Source organism: Streptomyces sp. G7(2002), from assembly GCF_028870195.1.
Taxonomy (GTDB): Bacteria; Actinomycetota; Actinomycetes; order Streptomycetales; family Streptomycetaceae; genus Streptomyces; species Streptomyces nigrescens.
Map to the genome: position 1 here is coordinate 8,249,972 of NZ_CP102609.1, position 17,882 is coordinate 8,267,853.

The window sequence follows — 17,882 nt, forward strand, 5'->3', positions numbered from 1 at the left end:
GGCCCCCGCACCTCCTCCGCCCCCCACCCCACCGCAACCACTCCCAGCACACTCACCACCTCACCCACCCCCCGCCACACCATCCGCCACCTCTCCCTGGCGACCCTCCCGTACGTGCGTGACCACTGCGTCTACCTCCAGCCCGATGACTGGCCCGAGGCCGCCGACCGGTTTCCCGTCGTTCCCATGACCACGTTGCTCGAACTCGCCGCGGAGGCGGCCCGGGAGGCGCAGCCCGGGTACCTGGTCACCGGCTACTCCGACGTACGGGCCCTGCGCTGGCTGGCGGTCGCCCCGCCCGTCGACGTGGCTGTCAGCGCCACCCCGGAGGGGGACGGCCGGGTGCGGGTGAGTCTTGGTGACTTCGCCGCTGTCACCGTCCACTTGGCGGCACGGCACCCGGCTCCGCCGCGCCCCGACCCCGCGGATCTGACGTCCGGCCGGCCGGCGCCGGTCAGCGCACAGGCCCTGTACCGGGACCGGTGGATGTTCCACGGGCCCGCGTTCGCCGGGGTCCACGAGGTCAGCACGCTCGCCGCCGACGGCATCCGCGGAACGCTGCGCGCACTGCCCGCACCCGGCGCCCTCCTGGACGCCGCGGGGCAGCTCCTCGGCCACTGGATGCAGCTGAAACTGAGCGGTGACCGACTGGTCTTCCCCGCGACCCTGGACCGCGTACGGCTCTACGGGCCGCCGCCCCGCGAGGGCGCGCTGCTGGCGGCCACCGCCCGGATCCGCGAGGTCAGGGCGGGCTCAGTGCGCGGTGAGGTGGAGCTGTGCGGTGCCGACGGCGGTGTATGGGCGCGGCTGGAGGGCTGGACGTACCGGCGTTTCGGTGCCGATGAGCGGGTGTGGCCGATGAAGTTCACCCCGGAGGTGTGCGGCATCGGTGAACCCCGGCCGGGCGGCTGGTGCCTGGCCCGGCGCCGCTGGTCGGACCCGGCCTCGCAGGAACTGGTCATGCGCCGCTATCTGGGCGCGGGCGAGCGGGCCCGCTACGAACGGTGTGCGCCCCGCGCCCGTGCGGCCTGGCTGCTGGGCCGGATCGCGGCCAAGGACGCGGTGCGGGAACTGCTGTGGGAGTCGGGAGCCGGGCCCGTCTTCCCGGCCGAGATCCAGGTCGGCACCGACCACCAGGGCCGCCCCTGTCCCGAGGGTCCGCTCGCCCACGGCCTCCATCTCTCGCTCGCGCACAAGGACCGGATCGCCGTCGCCCTCGCCCACCGGTCGGGGCCCGTGGGGATCGACATCGAGCGCGTCACCGACGATCCGCCGGCCCTCGAACGGTTCGCCCTCACCCCGGCCGAACGCCGTCTGGCGGACGACCTGCGCGCACGGCACGCACCCGGGACCACCGGCCGTGCCTACTGGCTCACCGCGCTGTGGTGCGCCAAGGAAGCCGCGGCGAAGGCGGCGGGCAGCGGCCTCGACGGGCGGCCGCTGGACTGGGCCGTGACGCCCGCACCGGGCGGCGCGCTGTGGGTGGTCTCCCCGGACCGCCGGCCCCATCTCGTCCACCTCGACTCCGTCGACGATCTGTCCGGGCGCCATGTCGTCGCCTGGACCGGGCCGCGGCCCGCGGACCGTACGGGCACCGACACCCTCACTCCCACGGAGGCCACCCATGGCAGCTGACCCGCTTCCCGAGCGCACCCGGACGATCCTGGCCGAGATCACCGACATGCTGGTGAGCGTCGTCGGCGACGAGCTCCTCGTCGTGGGTGAGATCACCTGGGCCACCACCTTCAATGACGATCTCGCCCTGGAGAGCATCGAGTTCGTGGCGCTGGCCGAACTGCTGCAGCAGCGCTACGGCACCTCGGTGGACTTCCTCGGCCTGCTCGCGGAGAAGGACATCGACCAGATCCTGGCCATGACGGTCGGCGAACTCGCCGCCCATATCGACCGGGTCACCGCCGTCGACCCGGCCTGCGCGGGCTGACCGCGCCATGGCCCTCACACCCGCGGGCGGGCTGCGCCTGCACACCCAGCGGCTGCCGGGCCACGGTGGCGGCCCCCGGCCCGACGGCCCCACCGTCGTCTTCCTCCACGGGCTGGTGATGGACAACCTGTCGAGCTTCTACTGCACCCTCGCGGGCCCCGTCTCCCGCGCCGGGCACGAGGTGCTCCTCTACGACCAGCGCGGGCACGGCCGCAGTGAACGCCCGCCCACCGGCTACGACAGGGACACCTCGGTGGCCGATCTCATCGCCCTGCTCGGTTCCCTGGGCCTCGACGGCCGCCCGGTCCATCTGGTCGGCAACAGTTACGGCGGCGCCCTGGCACTGCACACCGCCCTCGTCCGGCCCGACCTCGTCGCCTCCGTCGTCCTGATCGACGCCCATCTGACCGGCGACTGGATCGAGGACATGACCGACACCCTCTCCGTCGCGGCCCTCGGCCTCGAACACAGCGGGCTGGCCGAGCAGTTGGCCGGGCTCGGGCGGCGCAAGGAGGCCCGGCTGACCGCCGCCGCCGACGCCCTGCTCAACCACACCACCCTCATCGAGGACATCGCGGCGGGCACGCCCTTCACCTCCCGCGACTTCGCCCGGCTGCGCTGCCCGGTCCTCGCCGTCTACGGACAGCACTCCGAACTCCTGCCAGGAGCACGGCAGTTGGCGCTGGACGCGCCGGACTGTGAACTGTGCGTGCTGCCCGGCGTGGGGCACACCGTGCTCAACGAGGCCACCGCGGGGCTGTGTGACGCGCTGCTGGGCCGGCTCGGCGCACCGGCCGGGGCGGTGGTGGCCCGATGAGAGTGCTGTTCGTCGTCCCGCCGCTGGCCGGGCACGTCAACCCCACCCTCGCCGTCGCCGCCGAACTCGCCGCGCGTGGCCACCAGGTCGCCTGGACCGGCCCCGCCGCGGCCCTGGCGCCGCTGCTCCCCACCGGCTCCCTGCTGTACCCGGCGGGGGACCGGGACGCGGCCGACGGCCATGACCTGGGCGGCGCGCGATGGCGTGATCTGCGGGGCATCGCCGCCCTGCGCTTCCTGTGGGCGGAGGCCCTCATCCCGCTCGCCCGCGCGATGCTGCCCGGTGTGCACACCGCCGTCGAAACCTTCCGTCCCGACGTCATGGTGTGCGACCAACAGGCCCTCGCCGGACCGCTGGTGGCACGCCGGCACGGTCTGCCCTGGGCGACCTCGGCGACCACCTCGGCGGAGATCATCCGGCCGTTCGACGACTTCCCGAAGGTGGGGGAGTGGGTGAACCTCCGCATCGCGGCACTGCTCGCCGAGTGCGGTGCGCCCGGCGGCTGGGACCCGCGCTTCTCCCCGCACCTCGTCCTGGTCTTCTCCACCCCCGCGCTCATCGGTGACGGCGGGCCCGAGCGGACCGCGGCGCACGTACAGGACGCGGCAAACGGCTTCGCGGGGCGCTATCCGCCGCACTACGCCTTCGTCGGACCCGCCTTCGGCGCCCGCCCGCCCGCCGGCGACTTCCCGTGGCGCCGGCTCGATCCCGGGCGCGCCCGGGTGCTCGTCTCGCTGGGCACCCTCAACCGCGCGGCGGGCGCCCGCTTCTACCCCGCGGTACTGCGCGCCGCGGACGCCCTCGCGGACCGGGCGCAGCTGATCCTCGCCGCCCCGGCCGACCTCGCCGGAGACATTCCGCCGCACATGCTGCACCAGGAGTACGTCCCCCAGCTCCGGCTGCTGCCGCACCTCGACGCGGTGCTGTGCCACGGCGGCCACAACACCGTGTGCGAGGCACTCGCGTACGGGCTGCCGCTGGTGGTGGCACCCGTACGCGACGACCAGCCGATCGTCGCCCGCCAGGTGGCCGAGGCCGGGGCGGGCGTGCGGGTGCGCTTCGGCCGGGCCCGTACGGACGAACTGCACCAGGCCCTGACCGCCGTGCTGGACGACCCGGCCCACCGCCGTGCGGCCCGCCGCATCCAGGCGTCCTTCGCCGCGGCGGGCGGTGCCGCCACCGCGGCCGACCGCCTGGAGAAACTGCCGCCCGGACCGCGCTCCGGCCCGTCCGCACCCGGCACCGCCCCGACCCAGAACGAGAAGGGACCGTGAGCCAGATGACGCGAGCGCACCGTTCGGGACACCGCACGCGATGGGCGGCGGCCGTCGCCGTGACGGCCCTGGGCGCGGGCACCGTACGCGCCCGCCGCCGGCTCGCCGCGCTGCCGGTGCTCGACCCCGCCGGGCCGTACGACCCCGCGCGGCCCCCGCTCCCCGGCTGGCAGCTGATCACCGCGCCCGGTGTCGTGGCCGACGAGGCGACCCTGCGTGCCGCGGTCGCCCACGCCACGCGCGAAGGACTGCGCGTCGTGGACCTGGTCCCGGCCCACCTGGACGCCGAGAGCGTCCTCGGTCTGCTCCGGCTGCTCGACCCGGCGGCCCACCGCACGGACCGGTGCGCGCCGGGACACGGCGCGGGCCACGCCCTGCTGGTGGCCGACGACATCCACCGGCGGGCCGGGCTCGACACCGAGGCGCCGCCGCCCTCGGTGGCCGGCCTGATCCGCCTGCTCCGCACCCTCAAGGAGTACGCCCCGGACGCCACCGGCTGGGCCATCGCCCCCGGTCTGCGGTCGCCGCACCCCGACCCCGCCCGGCGCGCCGAGGAGCTCCGCGCCCGGGGCCTCCCGCCTGCCCTCCTGTCCGCCGCCCAGCTGGCAGGCCTGGCGCTGCTGGCCAAGTGCGCGCTCTCGCAGCCGCGTTGGGGCGCTGCGGCGGCCGCCCTGTACTGGCTGCAGCCCGCCGCCGTGCTGAGCCCGGCCCGTGGCCTGCGCCCCGCCGGCCTGGCCCGCGCCACCGCGTCCCGTCCGCTGCGCTCCCTGTCCGCCGCGCTGCGCACCCTGGCCACCCCGCCCGCCGAGCCGCCCCGGGCCGCCGGCACCGCGGCACGCCACGCCGCGTACACCGCCGACCTCGCGGCCGGCACCGACCGCTTCTTCGAACCCCGCCGCGCCGACTGCCCCTGGTGCTCGGCACCCGACCCCGTCGTACGGGTCCGGATGCCCGACCTCCTCCAGGGCAAGCCCGGCCGCTTCACCCTGGAGGAGTGCCGCCACTGCGGCCATGTCTTCCAGAACCCCCGGCTCACCCCGGACGGACTCGACTTCTACTACCGCGACTTCTACGAAGGCCTCGGCGGCGAGGGCGCCGCCCTGGTCCTCGGCCGGATGAGCGCCACCTACCGCGACCGCGCCGAGCTGCTCCGGCCCTTCACCACCCCCAGGAACTGGCTCGATGTCGGCACCGCCGCGGGGCACTTCTGCAACGCCGCCCGCGCCGTCTGGCCCGGCACCCGCTTCGACGGGCTGGACATGGGCGAAGGGGTCCACGAGGCCGAAAAGCGGGGCTGGATCACCACCGCCTACCAGGGCCAGTTCCCCGATCTCGCCGACCGGCTCGCCGGCCGCTACGACACCGTGAGCATGCACCACTACCTCGAACACACCCGGGACCCCCTCGCCGAACTCGACGCGGCCGTCAAGGTCCTGGCCCCCGGCGGCCATCTGCTGATCGAGCTCCCCGACCCCGAGTCCCGCATCGGCCGTCTGCTCGGCCCCTACTGGCTGCCCTGGTTCCAGCCCCAGCACCAGCACCTGATGCCGGCCGGAAACCTCAAACAGGCCCTGGCGGCCCGGGGCTTCACCGTCCTCGCCGAGCAGCACGGCGCCGCCCACCAGAACAACGCCGACTTCCTCGGCGCCGTCGCCCTCGCCGCCAACCGGCTCACCCCCGACCCGCAGGCGCCCTGGGCCACCATCCCCGCCACCCGCACCCGCCGCGCCGCCCGAAGTGCCGTACAGGCCATGGCGGTTCCCGGCTACGCCGCCGCCCTCGCCCTCGACAACCTGCGCACCGCGCTCGCGCGGGCCACCGACGGCGGCAACGCCTACCGGCTGCTCGCCCGCAAAGAGCTGGGATGAACGCGGTGGACCTGGCCCGCCGCGCGACGGCGGCCCCCCTGCTGCGGCTGCTCGCCCATGGCTTCGCGACGGCCTACCACCGCCTGCCCGAAGCGGTGTGGCGGGCACCGTACGCCTTCCGGCTCACCGCGCCCCCCGCCCCGCGCCGCACCGGTACGGCGCCCCGGACGGGCTGGGTCGCGGCGGCCAACTGGCATGTCGCCGCGGCCGTCGCCCCGCGCGACGACGGAATGCTGCGCTGCGGCTCGCTCCAGCACCCGGCCGAGACCGCCGAACTCCCGCTGACCGGACCGGCCGGCCGCGCCCCCGACTGGGCGGCCCGCCCGTACGCCGCGCTGCGCGCTCTCGCCGCCGCCGGAATCGGCAGGGGCGGCGCCGATCTGCAGGTGGACGTCACCTTGCCGGACGCCGTGGGGCTGTCCGTCGCCGAGCCGCTGGAGTGTGCGGCCGCGCTGGCGGTCGCGTCCCTGCACGCCGACGGGGGCGGCTGCCCGCCGCACCGCGCACAGCTGGCGCGTCTGCTGACCACCGCCGTGCCCGGCGACGACGCGCTGCGCCGGGCCGTGCTCTTCGCCCGGACCGGCCGGCTGCTCGCGCCCGACGGCAGCCATCAGCCGCTGCGCGCCCCGGACGGCGGCCCGGAACCGAGCCTGCTGCTGGTGACCGCCCGCCGCTCCGCCGGCGATCCCGCGGCCACGGCCACCGGTCTCGCCACCGCGGTCCACGACGCCCTGCGCGCCGGTGCCTGGTCAGCCTCGTGGCCGGGACGGCGGCCGGGCCGCAGCGTGCTGCTGCTGATGCCGCCCGACCGGCGCGCCGCGGTCCGGGCCGCGGTCGCCGACGCCTGCCGCCGCTGTGAACTGCCCGTACCGCGCTTTCTGCGGATCGCCGTCGCGGACGCGGCCCGACGCGAGGACTGACACCCGGCACCCACCTGCTCCGCACCCCCCGACCGGGCCCGCCCCCCCACCGGGCCCACACCCCCTCGGACAAGGAGCTGACACCTGATGAAACGACCAGCGATCCACCTGCGCAGAGCGCTCGTCGCGCTACTCGGCACGCTCGGCCTGCTCGCCGTCGCCTCCGCGGCGGACGCGCGGACCGTGCGGTCCGCGCTGCCGTCCTACGACCATGTCGTGATCGTGGTCTTCGAGAACAAGCAGTACGGCGAGATCATCGGCAACTCCCAGGCCCCCTACCTCAACCAGCTCGCCCAGGACGGCGCCGGACTGACCGGCATGAAGGCCCTGACCCACCCCAGCCAGCCGAACTACTTCAACCTCTTCTCCGGCGCCACCCAGGGCGTCACCGGCGACGGCTGCTACACCGCGCAGTCGTTGTCCGCTCCCAACCTCGCCCAGGAGCTGATCGCGGCCGGCAAGACCTTCGCCAGCTACAACGAGGGCCTGCCGAGCGAGGGCTCCACGACCTGCTCCAGCGGCCGGTACGCGCAGAAGCACAACCCCTGGTTCGCCTTCAAGAACGTCCCGGTGACCACCGGCAAGACCTTCGCCCAGTTCCCCAAGGACGACTTCACCAAGCTGCCGACGCTGTCCTTCGTCATCCCGGACATGTGCAACGACATGCACGACTGTTCCGTCGGCAGCGGCGACACCTGGCTCAAGAACAACCTCGACTCCTACGCCCGGTGGGCCAAGGACCACAACAGCCTGCTGATGGTGACCTGGGACGAGGACAACTACCTCGGCTCCAACCGGATCGCGACCGTCTTCCATGGAGCCCACGTCAAGCAGGGCACGGTGGGCGGCGCCTACAACCACTTCAGCCTGCTGCGGACCTTCGAGGACATGTACGGCACCGGCCACGCGGGCAATGCCGCCACCGCCACCCCCGTCACCGCGGTGTTCGACACCGGAGGCACCGAGCCGCCCGGCGACGGCATCGAGCTCACCACCCCCGGTCCGCAGACCTGCCGCTTCGGCCAGGGCTGCACCGTCCAACTGGCCGCCACCGGCGGCAAACCCCCGCTCACCTACCACGCCACCGGCCTGCCGCTGGGCCTGACCCTCGACGCCGCGAGCGGCAGGATCAGCGGCAGGCCCTGGCAGACCGGCACCTTCCCGGTCACCGTCACCGCCACCGACTCCTCGGGCGCCACCGCCACCGGCGACTTCCCGCTCACCGTCAACTGGTTCTGACCGGCGGACCGGCCCGGGGAGGCACTCGCACACGCCACAGGCCACCCCCGCAAGGGTGGCCTGTGGTCTCTCGCCCGCCGTGACGGGCGAGACGGTGCTGCTCGGGGGCGACCGCCGTCAGCGGCGCCGCACCAGCGGGAACGGCAGGGTCTCGCGGATCGACAGACCCGTCAGGAACATCACCAGCCGGTCCACGCCGATGCCCAGACCACCGGTCGGCGGCATCGCGTACTCAAGGGCCTGCAGGAAGTCCTCGTCCAGCTCCATCGCCTCCGGGTCACCGCCGGCCGCCAGCAGCGACTGCGCGGTGAGCCGCCGGCGCTGCTCGACCGGGTCGGTCAGCTCCGAGTAGGCGGTGCCCAGCTCGGTGCCGAACGCGACCAGGTCCCAGCGCTCGGCCAGCCGCGGGTCCTTGCGGTGCTGCCGGGTCAGCGGCGACACATCGGTGGGGAAGTCCTTGTAGAACGTCGGGAGCTGGGTCTTCTCCTCCACCAGGCGCTCATACATCTCCAGCACGATGTCGCCGCGGCCCATCTCCGGCTTCACCGGCACCGCCGAGGCATGGCACAGCCGGCGCAGCCGGTCCGGCGCGGTGTCCGCGTCGACCTCCTCGCCGAGTGCCTCGGAGATCGCGCCGTAGACCGTCTTGACCGGCCAGATACCCGAGATGTCGTGCTCCACCAGGCGGCCGCTCGCATCCGCCTTACGGGCGGTGGCGGTGCCGAACGCGGCGATCGCCGCGCCCTGGATCAGCTCCCGGGTCAGATCGAGCATCACGTCGTAGTCGGCGAACGCCTGGTACGCCTCCAGCATCGTGAACTCGGGGTTGTGCTTGTAGGAGATGCCCTCGTTGCGGAACGTCCGCCCCATCTCGAAGACCTTCTCCATACCGCCCACGCACAGCCGCTTGAGATACAGCTCCGGCGCGATCCGCAGATACAGATCGAGGTCGTAGGCGTTGATATGGGTGTGGAACGGGCGGGCGTTGGCGCCGCCGTGGATCTGCTGCAGCATCGGCGTCTCGACCTCCAGGTAACCCCGGTCGATCAGCCCCTGGCGCAGCGCCTGCACGGCCGTGCTGCGCGCCCGTACGTTCTCCCGCGCGTCCGTCGAGACGACCAGGTCCACATACCGCTGGCGGACCTTGGCCTCCGGGTCGGACAGACCGCGCCGCTTGTCGGGCAGCGGCCGCAGGCACTTGGCGGTCAGCCGCCACCGGGTGACGAACACGGTCAGTTCACCGCGGTCGCTGGTGCCGACCTCGCCCTCCGCCTCGACATGGTCACCGAGGTCGATGTCCGAGCCGAAGCGGTCCAGCAGCTCCTTGCCGCTGCCGTCCCGGGTCAGCGCGACCTGGAGATCGCCCGACCAGTCGCGCAGCACCGCGAAGAGCACTCCGCCGTGGTCACGGGTGAGCAGCACCCGTCCGGCGACGCTGACGGACTTGCCGCTGCGCGTGCCGGGCGTCAGGTCCGGATACTCGTCGCGGACCTGACCGAGGGTGTGCGTCCGCTGCACGCCCACCGGATACGGGTCGGTGCCGGCCTCCCGCAGCCGCTCCAGCTTGCGGTGGCGCACCCGCACCTGCTCGGGCAGCGCGGCCAGCTCCTGCTCGTGGCGCTCCTCCTCGGTGGCCGGGGCGGTCTGCACCAGGCCGAGTTCGTCCAGCGACGGCAGGCCCGCGGTGCTGGCCGGGGCCAGCACCCGCTTCTTGTGCCCCTTGCCCCACAGCTTGCCCAGGCTCGGCACGGCCACGAAGCCCTCGGCGATACCGGAGGCCAGACCGATACGGGCCAGCGCACCGGCGTCCGCGTAGCACAGGAACCGCGGATACCACTCCGGGTTGTACTTCGCGTTGGAGCGGTAGAGCGCCTCCAGCTGCCACCACTTGGAGAAGAACAGCAGCAGCCGGCGCCAGAACTTCAGCACCGGACCGGCACCGATCCGGGCGCCCTCCTCGAAGGCGGACCGGAACACCGCGAAGTTCAGCGAGATCCGCCGTACGCCCATCGAGCCCGCCTGGGCGCACAGCCGGGCCACCATGAACTCCATGACGCCGTTGGGCGCGGAGCGGTCACGGCGCATGACGTCCAGCGAGATGCCGTCCTTGCCCCACGGCACGAAGGACAGCAGCGCGATCATGTTGCCGTCGCCGTCGAACGCCTCGGCCAGCAGGCAGTCCCCGTCCTCCGGGTCGCCCAGCCGGTCCAGCGCCATCGAGAAGCCGCGTTCGGTCTCGGTGTCCCGCCAGGCGTCGGCCCGGTGGATGACTTCCTGCATCTCCTCGTCGGTCAGCGCGGAGTGGCGCCGTACGCGGAAGGTCGCACCGGTCCGCTCGACGCGGTTGACGGCCTGGCGGGTGACCCGCATCTCCCGGCCGTCCAGGTCGAAGTCCTTCACATGCAGGATCGCCTCGTCGCCGAGCTGCAGCGCCCCGAGGCCGCTGCGGGCGAACGCCTTGGCGCCGCTCTCGCTCGCGCCCATGACGGCGGGCTGCCAGCCGTACCGGCCGGCGACCTCCAGCCATGCCTCGATGGCCTGCGTCCACGCCTCACGGTCACCGACCGGGTCACCACTGGCCAGGCAGACACCGGCCTCGACGCGGTAGGTGACGGCGGCCTTGCCGCTGGGGGAGAAGACCACGGCCTTGTCGCGGCGGCTGGCGAAGTAGCCGAGCGAGTCCTGGCTGCCGTAGCGGTCGAGCAGTGCCCGGATGCGGGCCTCCTCGTCGCCGTGCAGCGCGGCCTCCATCCGCTGCGAACGGAACAGCGTGGCCGCGGCGTTGAGCAGTGCCAGCGCACCGAGCAGGCCGAGGACGGCGCTGATCCAGTGCGGCGGATGGCCCTCGACGATATGACCGCCGACCAGCCCGCCGCAGACGCGGTTGGCCGTCCACAGCAGCCGGTTGGCGGCGCCGGGCTCCAGCGTGCCGGGGGCCAGCGACACCAGTCCCCAGCCGATCAGCACCGCGGCCACGAGTCCGCCGGCCAGCACCAGGATCGCGCGCAGGAACGCGCCCCGCCGGGTGATCGCGTAGAACTCGCGGTGCGAGACGAGCAGCAGCACCAGCGCCGCCGCACACAGCACCAGCGAGAACGCGAACTCCCAGTACCCGTGGGCCAGGAAGAGCGCGTCGGCCAGGGTGACCAGCACCATGTAGGCCACCACGAACCACAGCGCCACGCGTTTCCGGGCGGTCATCGCCGCGCCCAGGAGGAAGAGGAACGCCGCATAGGCGAAGTTCGGTGCCACCGGGATGGTGAGGGTGTCCAGCCAGTAGATCACCGGGTGGAGTCCGCGCCGGAGCGGCCCGATCAGCGCCGTCAGGGCACAAAAGAGCCCCAATACGCTGAAGATGATGGCGAAGCCATTGGGGACACGGCGCCGGAAGCGCCGCCACCCCGTGAGTTGATCCTGGTCCTGCACGGTGCTCATTCCGTCACATTAGGCTCTGAAAGGGGTCAGCTGCTCGACACGGGGGCGCTGTTTCTGTGCCACGGGGATCAGCCGTCATTCCAGTCTCCGATCCCGGTGGTGTGGTCGTCTTTCCCTCGTACGGAGGATGCGGTGACCCCGGCGGGGTCACCCACGTGGACCTTGCCACAAACCCGTCCCATGTCCGAGTCGGTGCAACTCCGGCTGATGGTGAAGTTCAGGTCATAGTCGCCGGTGAAGAAGCGGCCGCCGCCGGAGTCCACCCCGTCGAGTTCCGCCCGCAACGTGACCTCGGTACCCGGTTTCCAGTGCTGGGCGGCCCGCCAGGTCACCTGGTCCATGCCGTTGCGGTCCTTCGCCCAGTCCCAGGAACCGGTCGTCCGGCTGTTGGTGGTGACGCTCAGGTGGCGCTCCACCGCGGCCCGGTCGGTCACCGGCTGGTCGAAGGTGAGCGTGAGCAGCCGGTCGACGGCGACCACGCTGTCCTGTACGCCGGGGTCGAGCACCAGGGTGTTCAGCCGGGCCGCCCTCGCGGTGGTGAGCGACTCCTTGGCCGCGCCGACACCGCCCTCGGCGCTCTTGGTCCTGGCGACGACGGAGTACTTGGTGGCCGGGGCGATCTTGGCGCTGGAGGTCCAGACGGTCCCGCCGCTCCCGAGTCCGCCGGGCAGTCGCCGCCCCCTGGGGTCGGTGACCGTCACCTCGGTCAGTACGCCGCCCTCCGCGGTCACTTTGAGCTTGTCGCCGGCCTGCACGGTCCTGGTGCCGCCGGCCGCCGCCAGCGCCACCTTCACCGGGTCACCCACGGGCGCCGGCGCCGCGAAGCCCGCGCAGGCGCTGAGCGCGCCCGCGCCGACCACCGTGACCACGGCGAGCGCGACGCGCGGGGGCCGGGTCGGCCGGCGGCGGGGGAAGGGGGAGCGGCTCATCTGGGGGCTTTCCGTCTGCGAGTGGGGGGAGGGCGGCGGTGTCGGCCGCTAAGACGCCAGATCGCCACACTCCGTTGCAGGGAGTGACGTGATCCACGCCACAGTGGCCGGGTGGGTCGTCCGGCCCGCGCCGCCGCCGTTCTCCGGCGCCCGGCCGCCGGCCCGCGCCGCCCGTCCGTGACCCGCAGTGATCACCCGATCGGAGCACCCGCACGAGAACCGGACATAGCCTGAAATACGCCAAACTGGCCACCCCTTGCCGCCCGTTCGGGCGGCGGTTGAGGAGGTGTGCGTCCCATGGCTATTTCCATCTCGGTCGTACTGCTGCTGGTGGTCCTGACCGTGATCTTCCTGCGCAGCGGCAAGCTCAAGTTCTCGCACGCCCTGGTGTGCGCGCTGCTCGGTTTCTATCTGGCGAGCAGCAGCCTCGCTCCGGACATCCACCAAGGGCTGTCCGGCGCCGCCGATGTGGTGAGCAGTCTGCGTCCGTGACGGTGGCGGCCTACCGGAACCTCATCCTCGCCACCACCGGTTGTGCGGTCACCTTCTGGGCCTGGAACCTGCTCCCCCCTCTGAGTCACACCTTCAGGACCGGCCTGAGCCTGACCGGCACCGAGACCGCGGCGCTGGTGGCGGCGCCGCTGCTGGTCGGCTCGCTGGGCGGGGTGCCGGTCGGCGCGCTCACCGACCGCTTCGGCGCCAGGGTGATGTTCCCGCTGGTCTCGGGCCTCACCATCGTGCCGGTGCTGCTGCTCATCCCCGCCAGGCAGTCCTTCGCCATGCTGCTCGCGGTGGGTTTTCTGCTCGGGCTGGGCGGCACGACGTTCGCCATCGGCGTCCCCCTCGTCAACGCCTGGTTCCCGCCCCGCAGGAGGGGCCTGGCACTGGGCGTCCTCGGGACGGGCACGGCCGGTATCGCCCTCTCCGGCTATCTGACCCCGCGCATCCACCACTACGACGAGAACCTGCCCTATCTCGTCGTCGCCACGGCGCTCGCCCTCTTCGCCTTCCTCGGCGCCCTGATGATCAGCGACCATCCGGACCAACACCTTCCGCGGACCTCGGCGGCCGCCCGGCCATCCCGGGCCGGGCGGCTGCGGGGCACCTGGGAGCCGGCCGCGCTGTACGCGATCGCCTTCGGCGGCATCGTCGCGGCGGGCGTCTATCTGCCGGTCTATCTGCGGACCTGGTACCACCTCGGTGTCACCGAAGCGGGCACCGGGGCGGCCGGCTGTGTCCTGGTCGCCGCCGTCTTCCGGCCCCTCGGCGGCTGGTGCGCTGACCGGGTCCACCCGGCCGTCGTCACCGCCTGGTCGCTGGGCGCGGCCGCCCTGTGCGCGATCATCCAGGCCTTCGACCCGGCGCTGAACCCGATGGGCGCCGTCGACCTCCTGGTCATGGCGGCCGGCCTGGGCGCGGCCGCCGGCGCGGTCGTCGCGCTGGTGGCGCGGGTGACGCCCCAGGAGCGGATCGGCGGCGCGGCCGGCATCGTCGGTGCGGCCGGCGGCCTCGGCGGCTTTCTGCCCGCGCTCGTCCTGGGCGCGGTCCACCGCGGCAAGGGCACCTACTCCCTCGGCTTTCTGCTGCTCTCCGACCTGGCGCTGGCAGGCGGTGTCTACGCCCTGGCCCGGATGCGCACCGCGGGCGCCGCGCCCGCCGGCGGGTCCTGACCGGCGGCGGGCCCTGACCGGCGGCGGCCCCGGGCCTCACCCGGCGGAGAACACCCCGAGCGCATTGGGCACCGGCCGCTCCGCGCCCCCCGACGGATGGTTGCGGACCGTGGCCCCGTACGCGTCACCGGTGACCAGGGTCGACGACCCGCCGCCGTCCAGATCCATCGCGTCCCGCGCACCCAACTGCGCCATGAGGTCCGCCAGTTCACGCACCGTCAGGCCGGTCTGGCCCGGTGCCCCGTCCAGCGCCATGAGATACAGCAACCGGCCGCCCGCCCCGATCCCCGCGGAAGTGCGCACCGCCACCGCGATCGTGTCCAGACCAGCCACCGGAGCGCCGTCCCGCACGATCGGGAAGCCGCCCACCGCGCAGCGCAGCCGGCCGTGCCCCCGGCCGACGAGGTACGAGCTGATGCTCACCGGCTCACCGATCCGCAGCGTGCGCAGCCGCCGCGCCCCTTCCTCCCGGCCCACCAGCACCACACTGCCCACGGCCACCCCGCCGGCGCCCGGCACGTCCCCGACCGCCGTCACCCGGCCGTGCCGGACCGTCACCTCCGCGGTCTCCGCACTGCACGGCGCCGCCCGGTCGGTGTCCGTACCGCAGGTGGCGCGCACCCGGGACGCCGGACCCCACTGCGGGGTGTACGCGCCGATCCCGCCGACCGGCAGCGCGTACTGGTTCAGTCCGCGCAGCGGCAGCGTCCCCTCGCCGGTCAGCACCGCACCGCGCAGCGTCAGCCGGTCCAGCCGGGCGCGGCGGTCGTAGCCGACGCCGAGGACGTCCTCGGTGGTCGCGCCGGGCGGCATGACCGGCCCGAACCGCTGCCCGTCGGGCACCGCGCCCTTCAGCTGCCACCCCGAGGCCACCGCCGGACCGACCGAGGCGCCGGTCGCCTGCACACCCGGGTGCTGGGTCTCGGTGATATTGAAGAAGTCACCGTTGACCGCCCCCACCGCCCGGCGCTCCGCGGCCAGTTGGGAGACCGGCGACCGTGCGCCGACCGCCCCCGGATACAGCAGATCCACCGAGACCCGCGGATCGGCCAGATCGACGGTCAGCAGATGCCCGTGCACGGTGCCGCGCGGCAGTGTCATCCGGAATTCGCCGTAGGCCACACCGGGTGCCACCGACGCGGCACCGGAGCGGTGGAGGCCCGCGCCCGCGGCGGTGGCCGGCGCCCCGGCCGCCACCCCGCCGCCGGCCAGCACACCCCAGGCCATGAGCACCGTCAGCACCGCGCGCACTCGACCGAATCGCCGTTTCACGATCCCCCCTGACGTCACGCCAACTGTCCCAGGTGCCGAAGACGCTCACTATGGCCTGGAGATGTCATGAATCGGTACACCCGCGGAACGGCCGCCGTGTCGCCGGCCGCCGTCCTCGTCGCGGGCCGTGTTCATCCGGCGTGCTGCCAGGAGACCTCGTTGACCAGCTGCAGATAGCGGGCCCAGTCCCAGAACTCACCGGGGTCGGTGTGGTCGGTGCCGGGGACCTCGACATGGCCGATGATGTGCTCCCGGTCCTTGGGAATCCGGTACCGGTCACAGATGGCGGCGGTGAGCAGCGCGGACTGCTCGTAGAGCGGGTCGGTGAACCACGTCGGGTCATCGATCCAGCCCTCGTGCTCGATGCCGATGCTGCGGGTGTTGTAGTTCCAGTTCCCGGCGTGCCAGGCGACGTCCCGCTCGCGTACGCACCGGGCGATATAGCCGTCGGCGGACCGTACGACATAGTGCGCGGCCGCCTTGTGCGCCGGGTCCTGGAACAGCTTGAGGGTGTCCGCGTAGGTCTCCTGGGTCACATGCACCACGACCGTCTCGATCGGATACTGCGTCGGGCGTTTGGCGGTGGTGAAGTTGCCCGGGCTCGCCGGAATCCATTCGACCGGGGGGTAGGTACCGCCGGGTGGTGTCCGCCGGTGCGCGGCGGCACCGGCGGTGGCCGAGGTGAGGGGGGTGAGTGCGGCGGACGCGGCGAGCGCGGCCGCACCGGTCAGCAGGCGACGGCGGGCCGGGCGGTGGGGGGCGGGCTCCATGTGAACTCCTGACAAGGACCGAGGGGGGTGGTCGCGTACATGTCACGCACATGCGGTGCGTTCATGATGCGCAACAGGGCACGCCCTGCCAAGGGAATGGCCGTTCTGCCAATGGCTTGACCAAAGGCGGAACGGCGCAGGTCAGGAGTGGCGAGATACCTGATCGGACGTCACTCGGGTGCCACGCCGACGGCGCTGACGGCCGCTCGTGGGCGCGGCACCCGGGGCCCGTGGACCCGCCGGTCAGTGACCGATCTCGACGTCCTCCAGAATGCCCAGCGCGTCCGGCACCAGTACCGCCGCCGAATAGTAGGCGCTGACCAGGTAATTGATGACCGCCTGGTCATTGATGCCCATGAAGCGCACCGACAGACCGGGCCGGTACTCGTCCGGGATGCCGGTCTGGTGCAGCCCGACCACGCCCTGGTTCTCCTCGCCGACCCGCAGCGCCAGGATCGAGCTGGTCTGGTCCGGGGTGATCGGGATCTTGTTGCAGGGCAGCAGCGGAATGCCCCGCCAGGCGCGGACCGCGGTGCCCTCGCACTCCGCGGTGGTCGGATAGATGCCCCGGGCGTTCCACTCCCGGCCGATGGCCGCGATCGTCCGCGGATGCGCCAGCAGGAACTGGGTCTTGCGGCGCCGGGAGATCAGCTCGTCCAGATCGTCGGGGGTGGGCGGACCGCTGCGGGTGTGGATGCGCTGCTTGAGGTCGGCGTTGTGCAGCAGCCCGAACTCGGGGTTGTTGACCATCTCGTGCTCCTGGCGCTCCCGTAGCGCCTCCACGGTCAGTCGCAGCTGCTGGTCCAGCTGGTTCATCGGGTCGTTGTAGAGATCGGCGACCCGCGAATGCACCTTCAACACCGTCTGGGCCACGCTGAGTTCATACTCCCGCGGCGCCAGTTCGTAGTCGGCGAAGGTGCCCGGCAGGGCCGGTTCGCCGACATGGCCCGCGGCCAGCTCGATGGCCGCCTCACCGTGCTTGTTCTGCGCCGGCACCAGCGCCGCACCGACCTCCGCGAGGTGGCCGCGCAGCGACTCCGACCGGCCCAGTACCTCCTCCAGGTCGCTGCGGTACAGGGTCAGCGCGGTCACCCGGGTCACCGCACGTACGGAGTGCTCCCACTCCGCGTCCGCGGTCAGCAGCGCCGCCGCACCGATCGCGTCCCCGTCGGCCAGCACCCCCAGCACGGTCTCGTCGCCGTACTTGCCGGCGCCGATACGGTCGAGCTTGCCGTGCGCGATCAGCACGATCCGGTCCGTCGGTCCGCCCGCCCGGGCCAGCACATCACCGGGCGCGAACTCCCGCTGGACGAAGCGGTCCGCCAGCGCCTCCAGCGTCGCGGTGTCGGCGTAGCCGCGCAGCGGCGCCAGCTCGCGCAACTCCGCCGGGATCACCCGGACTTCGGAGCCGGTCGAAACGAATTCCACCCGGCCGTCACCGAGGGTGTGGGTAAGCCGGCGGTTGACGCGGTACGCACCGCCGGAGACCTGGGTCCAGGGCAGGATGCGCAGCAGCCAGCGGGAGGAGATCCCCTGCATCTGCGGCACGGTCTTGGTCGTGGTCGCCAGCTTGCGCGCTGCCGCGGTGTCCAGGCTGGAGCGGATCTGCTCGCTCGCGGACTCCTGCGGGCCGGACGTCGGGTCCACCGATGTGGTCATGAGGAAGGCTCACCTGTTCTTGTCTGTGCTGTGCGTAGACCGGTGCGGTACGGAGAAATGCCCGCGCGTCAGGGCGGCGAGAACTGC

General features: G+C 73.1%; 14 protein-coding genes. 9 read left to right on the forward strand and 5 right to left on the reverse strand.

What is annotated here, in order from left to right; genetic code table 11:
* The first annotated feature begins 114 nt into the window (after positions 1-114).
* From NUT86_RS35370 to NUT86_RS35400, 7 genes are all read left to right on the forward strand, one after another.
* Positions 115-1,635, forward strand: a complete 1,521-nt coding sequence (locus tag NUT86_RS35370) for a 4'-phosphopantetheinyl transferase superfamily protein (protein WP_342456270.1) — start codon at positions 115-117, stop codon at positions 1,633-1,635.
* A complete protein-coding gene (locus NUT86_RS35375; RefSeq protein WP_159484827.1) occupies positions 1,625-1,942 on the forward strand; it encodes a phosphopantetheine-binding protein in 318 nt (105 codons plus the stop codon). Before NUT86_RS35370 ends, NUT86_RS35375 begins: the two co-directional genes overlap by 11 nt.
* Positions 1,943-1,949: 7 nt before the next feature.
* Positions 1,950-2,759 carry an alpha/beta fold hydrolase gene (locus NUT86_RS35380; RefSeq protein ID WP_109894659.1) on the forward strand — a complete coding sequence of 270 codons (810 nt, stop codon included), beginning with the start codon at positions 1,950-1,952 and terminating at the stop codon, positions 2,757-2,759.
* A gap of 2 nt (positions 2,760-2,761) precedes the next feature.
* Positions 2,762-4,033, forward strand: a complete 1,272-nt coding sequence (locus NUT86_RS35385) for a glycosyltransferase (RefSeq protein WP_266444245.1) — start codon at positions 2,762-2,764, stop codon at positions 4,031-4,033.
* A 5-nt stretch (positions 4,034-4,038) separates the two neighbouring features.
* A complete protein-coding gene (locus NUT86_RS35390) occupies positions 4,039-5,901 on the forward strand; it encodes a class I SAM-dependent methyltransferase (protein WP_274739437.1) in 1,863 nt (620 codons plus the stop codon).
* Positions 5,898-6,821: a galactokinase gene (locus NUT86_RS35395; protein ID WP_274739439.1), complete on the forward strand. Its 924-nt coding sequence runs from the start codon at positions 5,898-5,900 to the stop codon at positions 6,819-6,821. Before NUT86_RS35390 ends, NUT86_RS35395 begins: the two co-directional genes overlap by 4 nt.
* An 87-nt stretch (positions 6,822-6,908) precedes the next feature.
* Complete coding sequence (locus NUT86_RS35400; RefSeq protein WP_342456271.1) at positions 6,909-8,060, forward strand: alkaline phosphatase family protein; 1,152 nt, start codon at positions 6,909-6,911, stop codon at positions 8,058-8,060.
* A gap of 117 nt (positions 8,061-8,177) precedes the next feature.
* On the opposite strand, the gene lysX is transcribed toward NUT86_RS35400, so the two are convergent.
* Both lysX and NUT86_RS35415 read right to left on the reverse strand, forming a co-directional pair.
* Positions 8,178-11,495, reverse strand: coding sequence for a bifunctional lysylphosphatidylglycerol synthetase/lysine--tRNA ligase LysX (lysX, locus tag NUT86_RS35410; protein ID WP_274739440.1), 3,318 nt, complete (start codon positions 11,493-11,495; stop codon positions 8,178-8,180).
* Positions 11,496-11,563: 68 nt separating this feature from the next.
* On the reverse strand, positions 11,564-12,424 hold the full coding sequence (locus tag NUT86_RS35415; RefSeq protein WP_159484817.1) for an Ig-like domain-containing protein: 861 nt from the start codon (positions 12,422-12,424) through the stop codon (positions 11,564-11,566).
* Between the two features lie 297 nt (positions 12,425-12,721).
* Here NUT86_RS35415 and NUT86_RS35420 point away from each other — a divergent pair, with 297 nt between their 5' ends.
* Together NUT86_RS35420 and NUT86_RS35425 are read left to right on the forward strand one after the other, a co-directional pair.
* Entirely contained in the window at positions 12,722-12,916 is a 195-nt protein-coding gene (locus NUT86_RS35420; RefSeq protein WP_018088533.1) for a hypothetical protein, read from the forward strand.
* Positions 12,913-14,094 (forward strand): MFS transporter, encoded by a 1,182-nt coding sequence (locus tag NUT86_RS35425; protein WP_274739443.1) that lies wholly within the window; start codon positions 12,913-12,915, stop codon positions 14,092-14,094. Before NUT86_RS35420 ends, NUT86_RS35425 begins: the two co-directional genes overlap by 4 nt.
* Positions 14,095-14,130: 36 nt before the next feature.
* On the opposite strand, the gene NUT86_RS35430 is transcribed toward NUT86_RS35425, so the two are convergent.
* The 3 genes from NUT86_RS35430 to NUT86_RS35440 form a co-directional block, all read right to left on the reverse strand.
* On the reverse strand, positions 14,131-15,345 hold the full coding sequence (locus tag NUT86_RS35430) for a phosphodiester glycosidase family protein (RefSeq protein ID WP_446750846.1): 1,215 nt from the start codon (positions 15,343-15,345) through the stop codon (positions 14,131-14,133).
* Between the two features lie 152 nt (positions 15,346-15,497).
* On the reverse strand, positions 15,498-16,136 hold the full coding sequence (locus NUT86_RS35435) for an N-acetylmuramoyl-L-alanine amidase (RefSeq protein WP_159484813.1): 639 nt from the start codon (positions 16,134-16,136) through the stop codon (positions 15,498-15,500).
* Between the two features lie 243 nt (positions 16,137-16,379).
* Complete coding sequence (locus tag NUT86_RS35440) at positions 16,380-17,795, reverse strand: family 2B encapsulin nanocompartment shell protein (protein ID WP_018088537.1); 1,416 nt, start codon at positions 17,793-17,795, stop codon at positions 16,380-16,382.
* Positions 17,796-17,882 lie beyond the last annotated feature (87 nt).

Coding starts and splice junctions, on each gene's coding strand:
- NUT86_RS35375 (WP_159484827.1), top strand. CDS start 1,625: ATGGCAGCTGACCCGCTTCCCGAGCGCACCCGGACGATCCTGGCCGAG.
- NUT86_RS35380 (WP_109894659.1), top strand. CDS start 1,950: ATGGCCCTCACACCCGCGGGCGGGCTGCGCCTGCACACCCAGCGGCTG.
- NUT86_RS35390 (WP_274739437.1), top strand. CDS start 4,039: ATGACGCGAGCGCACCGTTCGGGACACCGCACGCGATGGGCGGCGGCC.
- NUT86_RS35395 (WP_274739439.1), top strand. CDS start 5,898: ATGAACGCGGTGGACCTGGCCCGCCGCGCGACGGCGGCCCCCCTGCTG.
- NUT86_RS35400 (WP_342456271.1), top strand. CDS start 6,909: ATGAAACGACCAGCGATCCACCTGCGCAGAGCGCTCGTCGCGCTACTC.
- lysX (WP_274739440.1), bottom strand. CDS start 11,495: ATGAGCACCGTGCAGGACCAGGATCAACTCACGGGGTGGCGGCGCTTC.
- NUT86_RS35415 (WP_159484817.1), bottom strand. CDS start 12,424: ATGAGCCGCTCCCCCTTCCCCCGCCGCCGGCCGACCCGGCCCCCGCGC.
- NUT86_RS35420 (WP_018088533.1), top strand. CDS start 12,722: ATGGCTATTTCCATCTCGGTCGTACTGCTGCTGGTGGTCCTGACCGTG.
- NUT86_RS35435 (WP_159484813.1), bottom strand. CDS start 16,136: ATGGAGCCCGCCCCCCACCGCCCGGCCCGCCGTCGCCTGCTGACCGGT.
- NUT86_RS35440 (WP_018088537.1), bottom strand. CDS start 17,795: ATGACCACATCGGTGGACCCGACGTCCGGCCCGCAGGAGTCCGCGAGC.